The 13,567-nt window shown below is 74.9% G+C and carries 6 protein-coding genes; 2 read left to right on the top strand and 4 right to left on the bottom strand.

Annotated features, from left to right (window positions below; genetic code table 11):
• Positions 1-6: 6 nt before the first annotated feature.
• Both CRP30_RS20155 and CRP30_RS20150 read right to left on the bottom strand, forming a co-directional pair.
• Complete coding sequence (locus tag CRP30_RS20155) at positions 7-2,694, bottom strand: putative bifunctional diguanylate cyclase/phosphodiesterase (RefSeq protein WP_097185808.1); 2,688 nt, start codon at positions 2,692-2,694, stop codon at positions 7-9.
• Positions 2,695-2,899: 205 nt separating this feature from the next.
• Entirely contained in the window at positions 2,900-3,532 is a 633-nt protein-coding gene (locus CRP30_RS20150) for a LysE family translocator (RefSeq protein WP_097185807.1), read from the bottom strand.
• 60 nt (positions 3,533-3,592) lie between these two features.
• Here CRP30_RS20150 and hrpB point away from each other — a divergent pair, with 60 nt between their 5' ends.
• Both hrpB and malQ read left to right on the top strand, forming a co-directional pair.
• Positions 3,593-6,082: an ATP-dependent helicase HrpB gene (gene hrpB / locus CRP30_RS20145; RefSeq protein WP_097185806.1), complete on the top strand. Its 2,490-nt coding sequence runs from the start codon at positions 3,593-3,595 to the stop codon at positions 6,080-6,082.
• A 37-nt stretch (positions 6,083-6,119) separates the two neighbouring features.
• Positions 6,120-7,952, top strand: a complete 1,833-nt coding sequence (gene malQ, locus CRP30_RS20140) for a 4-alpha-glucanotransferase (protein WP_097185805.1) — start codon at positions 6,120-6,122, stop codon at positions 7,950-7,952.
• A gap of 105 nt (positions 7,953-8,057) precedes the next feature.
• On the opposite strand, the gene CRP30_RS20135 is transcribed toward malQ, so the two are convergent.
• A complete protein-coding gene (locus CRP30_RS20135) occupies positions 8,058-10,463 on the bottom strand; it encodes a bifunctional metallophosphatase/5'-nucleotidase (protein ID WP_097185804.1) in 2,406 nt (801 codons plus the stop codon).
• Between the two features lie 123 nt (positions 10,464-10,586).
• The gene (locus tag CRP30_RS20130) at positions 10,587-13,559 is read right to left on the bottom strand and encodes an ExeM/NucH family extracellular endonuclease (RefSeq protein WP_235003579.1); all 2,973 of its coding nucleotides are present in this window, start codon (positions 13,557-13,559) and stop codon (positions 10,587-10,589) included.
• Positions 13,560-13,567: the final 8 nt, after the last annotated feature.

Here is a 13,567-nt window from a genome sequence, read left to right as displayed (position 1 = left end):
GGGCGTTCAGGCGCCGGCGTCGACGAGGGTCGTCGGTGCGGAGCCGAGGGTCGTCGGTGCGGAGCCGAGGGCCGTCGGTGCGGAGCCGAGCAGGAACCGCTCCGCCTCGTCCTGCTCCAGCGGCGCGGCGAACAGGTAGCCCTGGGCGAGGTCGCAGCGGGCGGCACGCAGCTGGTCGCGCTGCACCTCCAGCTCGATGCCCTCCGCCACGATCTCCAGGTCGAGGGTCCGGCCGAGCTCGATCAGACCGCGCACGATCGGCGGCAGCTCGGCGCCGGCGATCGTCGAGATGAACGACCGGTCGATCTTGAGGATGTCGACGGTGAACTGCCGCAGGTAGCTCAGGGACGAGTAGCCCGTGCCGAAGTCGTCGAGGGCCAGGCGCACGCCCAGCGCCCGCAGCGCGGCCAGCCGATCGGCGGCGGCGTCGGGGTCGCGCACCAGGGCGGTCTCGGTGACCTCGAGGACCAGCGCCGAGGCCGGGAGCCCGCTGGACGCCAGCGCCTCGACGATCTGCCCGACGAGGTCGGGTGAGGCCAGCTGGACCGCGGACACGTTCACGGCCATGGTGAGGTCGCGCATGCCCGGCCGGCGGCGCCACTCGGCGGCGGTGGCGCACGCCTCGCGGAGCACCCACGCACCGATCTCGCCGATCAGGTCGAGGTCCTCGGCGACGGGCACGAAGCGGTCCGGAGCGATGGGACCCAGCGTCGGCGAGTGCCAGCGCAGCAGTGCCTCGAAGCCGACGACGGTGGAACCGGAGAGCTCGACGACCGGCTGGTAGACCAGTCGCAGCTCTCCCCCGGCCAGCGCTCCCTGCAGCTCCCGCTCCAGCTCGCGACGCTCGACGACCGCCGCCCGCATCCCGGGGTCGAAGACGACGACCCGGCCGCGACCGGCCGCCTTGGCGGCGTACATGGCGATGTCGGCGTCCCGCACCAGGGAGTCGCTCGTCGCGTCCGGGTCGCTGACGGCGACGCCGACGCTCCCCGACACGGTCACGACCTGGTTCCCGATCCGGACCGGTCGGCCCAGCGCGACCAGGACGCGCTCGCCGGCAGCGGTCGCCTCCTCGGCGGTGCCGGCCTGCCCGACGAGGATCGCGAACTCGTCGCCGCCGAGCCGGGCCAGGGTGTCGCCGCCCCGCACCGTGGCGGCCAGCCGCTCGGCGACCTGCCGCAGCAACTCGTCCCCGGCCTGGTGGCCCAGGTTGTCGTTGACGGCCTTGAAGCCGTCGAGGTCCACGTAGACGACGGCGGAGGTGTCGCCGTGTCGCGCGTCGTGCCGCAGCGCCTGCTCGACCCGGTCGGTGAAGAGGGCGCGGTTGGCCAGACCGGTCAGCCCGTCGTGGAACGCCTGGTGGGCGAGGGTCTGCTCCGCCCGCTTGCGCTCGGTGACGTCCGTGGCGTGGACGACGACGCCGTTCACGTCGGGGTCGTCGGACAGGTCGACCAGCCGCACCCCCAGCCAGCGCTCCTCCCCCGCCACCTGACGGGCCAGCTCGGCGCTGACGACGGCGCCGCCCGCGGCCAGGGCCCGCTCGAACACGGTGCGGGCCTCGGCGGGGTCCAGCCCGGCGTGCCGCATGAGGTCGGACACGGGCAGGTCCGGGCCCGGGTCCGCCCCCAGCAGGACGGCGAGCTGGGAGACGTCGCTGCGCAGCCGGCCCGAGCGGTCGACCACGACGACCGCGTCGGACGAGTGCGCCGCGAGCGCAGCGCTGTACCGCGCCCGGGACCCCACCAGCTCGCGGGCACGGGCCTCGGCCGTCATGAGCCGGGCGGCACGGGCGAAGACCAGGAGGACCAGCGCCAACGTGGCGCCGTAGAGCGCGAGGGGGCTCTCCGGCCCGTCGGTGAGATCGTTGACCAGCTCGATGGAGCCCGGCACGAGGAGCGCTCCCAGGGACACCGCCAGCCGGCCGAGCCCCGCGTCACCCTCGCGGGCCACCTTCGCACCGGCCGACGTGGTGGCCCGGGTCGCCAGCACGAGCAGGACGGCGCCGAGCATCCAGCCTGCGGACAGCATGGCTCCGGCGTCGCCGGGGTCGGGCCTCATCAGGTACGCGAGGTCCGACGCCAGCCAGCAGCCGGCGCCGACGGCGACCGCCAGCGCGCCCCCGTCCCTCCGGTGACCGGCGACGACGACGCGGAACACCAACGCCACCAGCGCCGCGTCGAGGGCCGGGTAGGACGCCCAGACCAGACGGGTGAGGATGGGCACCGACTCGTCGACGACCGTGGCCGCGATCGAGAACTGCCACATCACCAGGAGAGCGGCCACGAGGACGACGACGGTGTCGATCCACCCGTCCACCCGCGCGCGTGCCTCACCGGCCGAGCATCCCGCCATGCGGGTCAGCCCGAGCGCGAGGGCGACGTAGCCGCTCAGGTAGGCCGCGTCGGCGACCGACACGTCCGGCTCGAGCCCGAGCCAGGTCAGCAGCTGCCACACCAGGTCGCCCAGGCTCGACAGCGACAGACCGAGCGCGATCAGGACGACACCGGGGCGTGCGGGGCGCCCCCGGAGGCCGACCCACGCCGCGACGGCGCAGCCGAGGACCACCACCAGGTACAGGACCTGGGACGCGAGGGTGCCGTCCAGCGCGACCGTGGCCGCGATGAGCGCGGCCGCGGCGGCGAGCCAGCCGCCCGTGCGGGCGCGCCGGCCGAGTCGTCGGGCGTCGTCGCCCATGGTCACCGTCCCCGTTGGTGTTCGTCCCCGGAGATCTCGGCCGCAGGCGGCCGGTGCTGGAGCGCGGGCAGGCTTCCCACCCCCTCGGGGTGAGGCCGGGGCCGATTCAGGGTTCAGCCGGAACCACCAGCCGGCCCAGCCGCGCGGCCCACCACCCGGGCGTGCCGGTGCCGCCGTGCAGGCAACGAGGGGTCCCCTACCGGGGTCAGCGTGCCGCGAGGGCGAGCCGGACGCCGAAGCCGAGCAGGGTGGCGCCCGTCAGCCCGTCGACCGCCCGCACCGTGCCGGGCCGCCGCAGCCACCGGCCGAACACCCCGGCCAGGGCGATCAGCAGCGCGAACCACCCCACGGAGAGCGCCGCGTGGACACCGGCGAGCAGCAGGCCCACGAGCAGCGGGTCGCTGCCGGCCGGCACGAACTGCGGGAGCAGCGCCGCGTAGAAGACGCCGACCTTGGGGTTGAGCAGGTTCGTCGCCAAGCCGGTTCGCGCCGCCCGCCATGCCGACCCGCCGCCCCCGCCGTGCGGAACGTCGCGCGGGCCCTCCGGGCGGATCGCGCGGAGCAGCAGGCGGAGGCCGAACCACACCAGGTACGCCGCGCCGGCCCACCGCAGCAGGTCGTAGGCGAGCTGGGACGCCGTCAGCAGGGCGGAGACGCCCACGGCCGCGGCCGCGCCCCACACGAAGAGCCCGGCGACGATCCCCGCCGCGGTGGCGGCGGCCTCGGTGCGGCTGCGGGTGAGGGCCGCACGGAGCACCAGGGCGGTGTCCAGGCCGGGCGTCACCGTCAGGGCCGCGGCCACGAGGGCGAAGGCGAGGACGGCGGGACCGAGCGTCACCCGGCCATCCTCGCGCCCCGGGGCTCGGAGCGGCCAGGGCCCTGCGGCGACACTGGTCGCGTGCTGCCACCGCCGGGGACGCCCGGCACCGACCTGCCGGTGCGCTCCGCGCTGCCCGCACTGGCCGAGGCCCTCGCGTCGGCCGGCTCCGCGGTGCTCGTGGCGCCGCCGGGCACCGGGAAGACGACGCTCGTCCCGCTCGCCCTGGCCGGCACCCTGCCCGGCCGCATCCTGGTGGCCGAACCGCGCCGAGTGGCCGCGCGGGCCGCCGCCCGCCGGATGGCGGCGCTGCTCGGCGAGGCCGTCGGCGGCCGGGTCGGCTACAGCGTGCGCGGGGACAGCCGGCGCAGCGCCGCGACGCGCGTCGAGGTGGTCACCACGGGGCTGCTGGTCCGCCGGCTGCAGGCCGATCCGGAGCTGCCCGGGGTCGACGCGGTGATCCTCGACGAGTGCCACGAGCGGCACCTGGACACCGACCTGGCGCTCGCCTTCTGCCTCGACGTGCGCGGCGCGCTGCGCCCCGACCTCCGCCTGCTGGCCATGTCGGCGACGGCGCAGGCGGAGCGGCTGGCCGCGCTGCTCGGCGGGGACGGCGCGCCGGTCCCCGTGGTCGAGACCGCCGGCGCACTCCACGACGTCGACGTCGTCTGGGCCCCGCCGACCGGCCCGGTCGACCCGCCGCACGGGCTGCGCGTCGATCCACGGCTGCTCGGGCACGTCGCCGCGACCGTCCGCCGGGCGCTGGCCGAGCAGGCGGGCGACCTGCTCGTCTTCCTGCCCGGCGGCGGTGAGATCGGCACGGTGACCGGTCAGCTGCGCGGCGTCGACGCCGACGTCCTGCCGTTGCACGGCCGGCTGCCGGCTGCGGCCCAGGACGCGGCGTTGCAGCCCGGACCCCGCCGCCGCGTCGTCCTCGCCACCGCGCTGGCGGAGAGCAGCCTGACGGTGCCCGGGGTCCGTGTGGTCGTGGACGCCGGGCTCTCCCGGGTGCCGCGGGCCGACCTGTCCCGCGGCCTGGGCTCGCTGGTCACCGTCCGGGCGTCGCGGGCCTCGGTCACGCAGCGCGCCGGCCGGGCCGGCCGCGAGGAGCCCGGTGCCGTGTACCGGTGCTGGACGCCGGCCGAGCAGGACCGGCTCGCCGCCCACGACGAGCCCGAGGTCGCCATGGCCGACCTCACCGCCTTCGTCCTCGAGCTGGCCTGCTGGGGCGCGCCGGGGGGCGCCGGTCTCGGCCTGCTCGACGCTCCCCCGCCGGCCGCCCTGCTCGTCGCCGGGCAGACCCTGCGCACGCTCGGCGCGGTGGACGACGACGGCCGGGTGAACGCCCGTGGTCGTGCGCTCACCGCGGTCGGGGTCCACCCGCGGCTGGCCCGCGCGCTGCTCGACGGCGCCCCGCTGGTCGGCCGTCGCCGGGCGGCCGAGGTGGTGGCGCTGCTGTCGGCGGACGTCTCCTTGCGCAGCGACGACCTGGCCGCGACCTGGCGCGACCTGCGCTCGGGTGCCGACCGCGGCGCCACCGCGCGCTGGCGGGACGAGGTCACCCGCCTCGAGCGGTCGGTGGCCGACATGCCCCCTCCGCGCCTGCCCGACGACACCGCGGCCGGGCTGGTGGTGGGCCTCGCGCACCCGGAGCGGCTCGCCCGGCGCCGGCCAGGCGGCACCGGCACGTACCTCATGGCCGCCGGCACCGGGGCCGAGCTCGCCCCCGGCACGTCACTCACCGGTGCACCCTGGCTGGCGGTGGCCGTCGCCGACCGGTCGCCCGGACGCCGGGACGCCCGCGTGCGGTCGGCCGTCGCGATCGACGAGGCGACCGCCCTGGAGGCCGGCGGTCCGCTGCACCGCGACGGCGACGAGGTGTCCTGGCGCGACGGCGACGTGCGCAGCGCGCGCGTGGAGCGGCTCGGCGCGATCGTGCTGGCCGAGCGGCCGGCGCGGTCGCCGGATCCCGGCGCGGTGGCCGCCGCGGTCGCCGAGGGGCTGCGTCTCGAGGGGCTCGGGCTGCTCCGCTGGACCCCTGCCGCCCATCGGCTGCGGTCCCGCCTGGCGGCGGCGCACCTGGGACTCGGGCAGCCGTGGCCTGCGGTCGACGACGGCGCGCTGCTCGCCGCGATCGACGTCTCCGGTGCCCGCAGCCGCGCCGACCTGTCCCGGGTGGACGTCGTCGCGGCCCTGCGCGCGCTGGTGCCGTGGCAGGTGGCCGGCGACCTCGACACCCTGGTGCCCGAACACGTCGTCGTCCCCACCGGCTCGCGGATCCGGATCGACTACACCGACCCGGCCGTGCCCACGCTGTCGGTCCGCGTGCAGGAGGTGTTCGGGTGGGGGCAGGCCCCGCTCGTCGCCGGCCGTCCGCTGCGGCTGCAGCTGCTCTCCCCCGCCCAGCGTGTCGTCGCGACCACGGCGGACCTCGCCGGGTTCTGGGGGACCGGCTACCCGGCGGTGCGCAGCGAGCTCCGTGGCCGCTATCCCCGCCACCCCTGGCCGGAGGACCCGGCGGCCGCACCCGCGACGAAGCGAGCGACGTCACGGTCCCGGTTCCGGGACTGAGACTGCGGGCTACCGGCTGCCCGGCGAGGATCGCACGGTGACACCGACACCGACCACCGACGAGTGGGGCATCGACGCCAGCTGGCTGGACGCGCTGGACGAGGAGCACCAGGTCGCCCAGGCCACCATCGACCGGCTTCGGGAGGTGATCGGGCGCCCGCCGGCCGACCTGGAGGAGCGGGCCCCCATCGTGGCGCGCCCGGGCGACGCCCTCGAGATCGACGAGGCCGACGTCGTCTGCGAGGACGGCCAGGTCCGCCACGTCGACGGCGAGCTGCCCACCGACTTCCCGCTCGGCTACCACTGGCTGCAGTCGCCCGACGGGCGGCGCCGGCGGCTGATCGTCTCGCCGGGACGGTGCTGGCTGCCCGAGGACCGCTCCTGGGGGTGGGCGGTGCAGCTCTACGCCGCCCGCAGCCGCGACAGCTGGGGCATCGGTGACCTCGCCGACCTGCGGGCGATCCGCCGCATGGCCGCCGACCAGGGCGCCGGCTTCCTGCTGATCAATCCGCTGCACGCCGTCGCCCCCACTGCCGGCCAGGAGGCGAGCCCGTACCTGCCGGCCACCCGGCGCTTCCGCAACCCCGTGTACCTCCGGGTCTCCGAGGTGCCCGGGGCCGACGGTGTGGACCTCGAGGAGGACGCCGGCCGCGCCCTCTCGGACGGCTCCCTCATCGACCGCGACGCGATCTGGGCGCGCAAGCGCGAGGTCCTGATGCGGATCTTCTTCGCCCACGGCGGCGGTGAGGCGTTCGCGCGCTGGCGGGAGGAGCAGGGGCAGACGCTGCAGGACTGGGCCACGTGGGCCGCGATCGTCGAGGAGCACGGCGGCGACTGGCACACCTGGCCGGAGGGGCTGCGTCGCCCGGGGAGCCGCGAGCTGGCCGAGTACGTGCAGCAGCACGGCGCGGTGGTGGGCTTCCATGCCTGGCTGCAGTGGGCCCTGGACCTCCAGTTCACCGCCGCCACCGGCGACATGACCGTCATCCAGGACCTGCCCATCGGGTTCGCCGGCGGCGGCGCCGACGCGTGGGCGTGGCAGGACGTGCTCGCGGAGGGCGTCGACGTGGGCGCCCCGCCGGACGCGTTCAACAGCCAGGGCCAGGACTGGGGTTCACCCCCGCTGATCCCCTGGCGGCTGCGCGACGCGGACTACGAGCCGTTCATCCAGTCGATCCGGGCCACCATGGCCGGCGCCGGCGGCCTGCGGATCGACCACGTCATGGGCCTGTTCCGGCTCTGGTGGGTCCCGTCCGACGGCTCGGCAGCGGACGGCGCCTACGTGCGCTATCCGTCGGAGGACCTGCTGAACATCGTCGCGCTGGAGAGCGCCCGGGCGAACGCCCTCGTCGTGGGTGAGGACCTGGGCACCGTCGAGGACGGCGTGCGGGAGGCCATGGCCGAGCACGGCGTCCTCTCCTACCGGCTGCTCTGGTTCGAGGACGACGACCCGTCGGAGTGGCCGGCGGCAGCGATGGCCGCGGTCACGACCCACGACCTGCCCACGGTCGCGGGGCTCTGGACCGGCGAGGACCTCGAGGAGCAGCGGGAGCACGACACCGGCACCGACGAGGAGCTGGAGCGCGGCCGGACGTCGCTGCTCGGACACCTCCCGGGGCTGGCGCAAGGCGCGTCGGTCGAGGAGGCGGTGACGCGCGCGCACGAGCTGCTGGCGCAGGCGCCGTCGACCCTGCTGTCGGCGACGCTGGACGACGCCCTCGGCGAGTTGCGGCGGCCCAACATGCCCGGGACGACGGACCGTCCCAACTGGTCGCTGCCGCTGCCCGTCCTCGTGGAGGACCTGCCCTCCCATCCGCTTCTGCAGCAGGTGGCGAAGACCCTCGCCGACGGCGTCGCACGCCCGGACTGAGCGCCGGCACGCAGGACGACCGGAGGCCGGCACCCCGTACGGGTGCCGGCCTCCGGCCGTGTGCTGGTGCGTGCCGGCCGAGCCCGGTCGGCCGGCACGCTCCGATCAGCCGCCGAACCAGCCGCGCACCAGGTTGCGGAGCAGCTCCTGGAGCGTGCTCAGGAACTGGCCCAGACCCGGGTTGCTCCCGTTCCCGCCCCCGTTGCCCGGCTGCTCGGCCCCGGTGACCTGGAGCTGGACGGTCGCCGTGCGGTCGGAGTCCGTCCCGGTGGCCACCACGTCGACAGCTCCGGCCCGGGTGCCGCGCGGGACGCGGACCTCGACCGAGCCCGCGCCCTCGGCGTTCGTGCGGACCCGACCCACCTGGTCGCTGCCCAGCGTCACGGTGACGCGCTCGGACGGCCCGAAACCGGTGACCGAGATCGTCACCCGGTCACGCGGCGCGACGGTCGTCGACGACGCGGTGACCGCGGCGGCCGGGGTCGGGACCGTGGGCGCCGGTTCCTCCCCGACCGTGACCCGGCCGGTGTAGTTCTCCGGGCTCAGCGGCGAGTTGTCCTCCAGGTAGGCCTGGAAGGAGTCGAAGTCGATGAGCCCCGTGCCCTCCGTGGTGCCCTCGGCGAAGGCGGTGAAGTTGTCGCCCCCGGAGGCCAGGAAGCTGTTGGTGGCCACCCGGTAGCCGGCCGTGAGGTCGAGCGGCTCGCCGGAGACCCGGACGCTGTGGATCCGCTCGCCGGGCGCCGCCGCCGGGTCGTAGGACCAGGTCAGCTCCTCGGAAGCCCCCAGTGCCAGGAACGGTCGCGTGCTTCCGGCGGGCTGCCACTGCTGCTCGAGCACCTCCACCAGCTGCTCACCGGTCAGCGTCGTGACGACCAGGTCGTTGGCGAACGGGGTGACGGCGTTCGCCTCGGCCAGCGTGATCTGGCCGTCCTCCCCGTAGCGCAGGTCGGCCCGCAGACCACCGGGGTTGATGAGCCCGAGGTCGGCCGGCTCGATCGCGCTGAGCTCGGAGCCGTACACGTAGGAGTCGGCCAGCAGGCCGCCGAGGGCCGAGTAGGAACCGCGGTCCTCGGTACCGGCGGGCGTGAAGGCCCGGGTGATGTCGGCGGTCACCGAACCGATCACCTCGTTGCCGATCGCGTCGGCATAGGTCTTCGCCTCCGCGACGGTCGCGGCGACCGCGGCGACGCGCTCGTACGCGGCGGTGAGTTCGGCGGCCGGCCGCGTGGTGAGGTCCAGGTTGTCCACCGTGAAGGCGGTGACCTCGTCGGCGCCCTCGTCGTAGGTCAGCCCGATGCGGCCGAGCGCTGCCCCGTACGACCCGGTCTGGATGACCGGTCGGGTGCCCTCCTCACCGGGGACCGGCGCCTCCCAGGCGTAGCGCTGGTGGGTGTGGCCGGTGAAGATGGCGTCCACGTCGGCGTCCACGCCGTTGACGATGTCGGTGAAGGCCGTGTCCTTGGCGAGCTCCGCCGCCAGCGACGCACTGCCGGGCGCGCCCTCGTGGGCGAGCAGGACGATCACGTCCGCCTCGTCCCCGGTGCCGTCGGTCAGCTGGGTGACCACCCGGTTGGTGGCCTCGACCGGGTCACCGAAGGTGATGCCCTCGATGCCCGCCGGCGAGACCAGCGAGCGGGTCTCCTCGGTGACGACGCCGATGACCCCGACGGACACGCCTGCCGCGTCGAGCAGGGCGTACTCCGGCAGTGCCGGCGCCCCGTTCCGGTAGACGTTGGCCCCCAGGTGGGGGAAATCGGCCAGGCCGGTCTCCCCGTCGACGCCGACGCGTCCCACCAGGTCGTCGAAGCCCTGGTCGAACTCGTGGTTGCCGACCGCGGAGGCCTGCAGCCCCATCTCGTTGAGCACCTCGAGCGTCGGCGCGTCCTGCTGGACGGAGGAGACGAACGTCGAGGCACCGATGTTGTCTCCCGACGACAGCAGCAGCGTCGCATCGACACCCTCCCGGGCCCGCTGCTCCTCCACGGTGCCCGCGAGGCGGACGGCGCTCTCGGTCAGCCGCCCGTGGAAGTCGTTGATCCCGAGCAGCTGCAGCTCGGTGATCCCGTCCCCGCCGTCGCCGGCACTCTGCGCCGGGTAGGAGATCGGGAACAGCGACTGGTAGCCCTTGCCGCCGACGTTCTTGTAGACGCGGAGGGTCGCGGTGCCCGCAGGCAGCTCGGCCAACCCCGTGTTCTTCGTGAGGTACGCAGCGGCGCCGGGTGCGACCGTCTGCGCGTCGGAGTCCCCGTAGCCGGTGAGCATCCGGACCTGGACGGGCACGCTGTCGGTGTTCACGAAGTGACCGGCGATGTAGGCGACCCGGTCCTGCGGGTGGACCCAGCTGTTGCCGTTGGCGACGCCGGTCGGATTGCCGACCGCCGCCGGGGCCTCGGTGACGACCGGGCTGTCGGCGGGCGCCGCGAGCGCCGGCGAGACGCCGAGCAGGCCACCTCCCACCAGGGCGGCGGTGACGGCGGCGACGCCGCGCGCCGTCCGTTGGACTGAGTGCATCGAGAACTCCTCGGGATCGGGATGGTGCTGACAGGGGCCGGGGCCGGATCTCCTGACGGGATCCGGCCCCGGCGGGGCGGGCTCCGGTCCCGGTGACGCCGCGTGCTCGTCACCGGGCCGGGATCAGTCGGCCGTGGCGGCCTGGCTCGCGTAGGCGACCGGGAACAGGGACTGGTAGCCCTTGCCGCCGACGTTCTTGTAGACCCGGAACGTCGCCGTGCCGGCGGGCAGCTCTGCCCGCTGGGTGCTCACGGTGAGGTACGCCGCGGCGCCGGGAGCCACCGTCTGTGCCTGCGACTGGCCGTGGTCGGTGAGCAGGCGCACCTGGACCGGCACGCTGTCGGTGTTCACGAAGTGGCCGGCGATGTAGGCCACCTGCTCCTGCGGGTGCAGCCAGCTGTTGCCGTTGGCCACGCCCGTCGGGTTGCCGGTCGCCGGGGGTGTCCCGGTGGCGCTGCGGCCCGGGTAGCTGACCGGGAACAACGACTGGTAGCCCTGCCCGCCCACGTTCTTGTAGACCCGCAGGGTGGCCGTGCCCGCCGGAAGCTCGGCCAGCTTCGTGTTCACCGTGAGGTATGCCGCGGCACCGGGAGCCACGGTCTGCGCCTCCGACTGGCCGTGGTCGGTGAGCAGGCGCACCTGGACCGGCACGCTGTCGGTGTTCACGAAGTAGCCGGCGATGTAGGCCACCCGCTCCTGGGGGTGGACCCAGCTGTTGCCGTTGGCCACGCCCGTCGGGTTCGACACCTCCGGCTCCGGCTCGGGCTCTGCCGAGGCCTCCAGGTCCAGCCCGACGAGGATCGGGTCGTGGTCGCTGGAGCGGTACTGGTTCGGCGCGTAGAGCCGGTCGGCACCGGTGTACTGGTAGGCGAACGACTCCACCGAGTTGATGTTCCAGTGCGCGACGTCGGTCACCTTGGCGGTCAGGCCGGCGGTGGCCATGGCGTGGTCCAGGGACCCCGACATGTCGTCGAACACGTAGCTGTAGCGACCCTCGTCGAACTCCGTCCCGAGGTCGGTCAGGCCGGCCTCGCGCAGGACGACGATGGGGTCCTCCTCCGAGTAGGCGTTCAGGTCACCGAGCACCAGCACGTCGTCGTCGCCGGTGCTGGTCCGCAGTTCCTCGACGAACTCCGCCAGCGCTTCCGCCTGGCCGACTCGGTCGGGGTTCGATGCACCCTGGCCGTCGCCCTGGTCCGCGTTCTCGCCGCTGCCGCTGCCCTTGGACTTGAAGTGGTTGGCGATGACGGTGAACGTGTCGCCCTCAGCCTGGAAGGCCTGGGCGATCGGCTCGCGGGCGTTGTCGAAGTTCTCCTCGTCGACCAGGCCGACCGGGTTCCCGACCGGCGTGACGGATGCCGGCCGGTAGATGATCGCGTTCCGGATGACGTCGCGGTCGACGGCCAGCAGCTCCTCGGGGAAGGGGACGAAGGCCCACGTGTCCGAGCCGGCGGCGGCGTTCAGCCTCCGGACCAGGTCCGCGACGGCCTGGTCGGGGCTGCCGTCGCCGTAGCCGGTGGAGGCGGTGTCCTCGATCTCCATGAGGCTCAGGACGTCGGCGTCCATCGCGTTGATGGCCGTGACGATCTTGGCGGCCTGCTGCTCGAACTCGGCCGGGCTCGCCGCGCCCCGCGCGTCGGTCCCGGTGAGGGTGAGGAAGTAGTTCAGCACGTTAAACGCGCCGACCTGGACGTCCCCGCCGACCGCGTCCGGCGCCGACGGACGGGTGTTCTGCGGCGTGAAGGTGCCCTCGGCGCTGCCGTCGGCCGGCTGGAGCCGCCAGTTCGAGAACCCGTAGCCCAGCACGACGGGCGCGGTGAGGGTGAGCTCGTCGCCCACCCGGACGGGGGTCTCGGTGGTGAGGTACGGCGCCGTCGCCGGGTTGACCCGTGCGGTCATGCCGTCGTCGAGCACGATCCGCCGCAGGGCGTTCTGCGCGGCGACGGCCTCCGCCTCGGGGCCCGGGCGGGCCAGCTCGGTCGGCTGCACGAGGAGGCCCCCCTGCGAGAGGGTCAGCTCGCCGAAGCTGGTCAGGTCGAAGACCTCGCTGACGGTCAGGGCGTCGACCGGGTCGACCAGCATGCCCTCGAGCCGTTCGCGCGTGGCGTCGTCGGCGGGCAGGTCGAGGTCCGCGGCGGGGGGCAGATCGGCCACGGATCCCTCGGCGCACACCGCGGCGGTGTTGCCCGAGCCGATCTGCGTCTGGCCCTCGTACTCCCCGGGGTTGCCGGCGACGACGACCGTGTCGCCGAGGTCCACCGCCGTCGGGCTGTAGACGAAGATGCCGTCGGAGGTGGCGGCGTCGCCGTCACCGTCGGCATCCTGCAGGTAGAAGCCGTTGAAGCCGGCCAGGTCACCGACGACCACGCCACGGATGGTGACCGGCTGTCCGGCGAGCGGGGTGGCGTTCCCGGTGCCCTGCACGGCGCCGATCTCGTAAGTGGCAGCGGTGTCGCAAGCCGTGCCCGGCCCCTCCGGCTCCTCCGGCACGTCGGGTCCTGCGGCGTTGACGACCCCACGGGTGGCGGCGGCGGGACCGGCCCAGACCAGCGCGTCGCGCGTGGCGTCGTACGTCCGGGACAGCGACTGCCCGGCCTCGGTGGAGGTCGTCTCCGCGACTCCGATGTCGGTGCTCGTCCTGCCGGCGGCCGGACCGCTCACGGCGGTGACCGTGCCTTCGTAGGAGAGGAACTCCAGCAGCTCGGTGCCGCGGACCAGCGCGAGACCGTCGGTGGGGCCGTTCTGGATGCCGTCCGTCGGGTAGCCGATCACGGCCACCGCGGGGGCACCGGCCGGCGCGGTGACGGCGGGCAGCGCGTCGGTGTCGTAGACGGCGCCGTTCTGGTTGTAGAGCACGATCGACAGACCGGCCGGGCTCGTGCCGGCCGGCAGGTGGACCTCGACGAACTCGCCGGTGTCGGCGCCGGCGTTGTCGTAGTGGATCTCCGAGATGTACGGGGTCGTGGGAGGCGCCGCCAGGGCGGTGGTGGGCAGACCGACGACAGCGATGGATGCTGCGGCCGTGCCGAGGGCGGCGCGCCGCGCGACCGCACGAGCGGTGGGGCGGCGCGACGTGGTGCCGGGTTGTACGGGCACGCTGTTCC

Origin of the sequence: Blastococcus haudaquaticus (genome assembly GCF_900230285.1) — a bacterium.
GTDB classification, from domain to species: Bacteria; Actinomycetota; Actinomycetes; order Mycobacteriales; family Geodermatophilaceae; genus Blastococcus_B; species Blastococcus_B haudaquaticus.
This window is presented reverse-complemented; position numbering and strand designations above follow the sequence as displayed.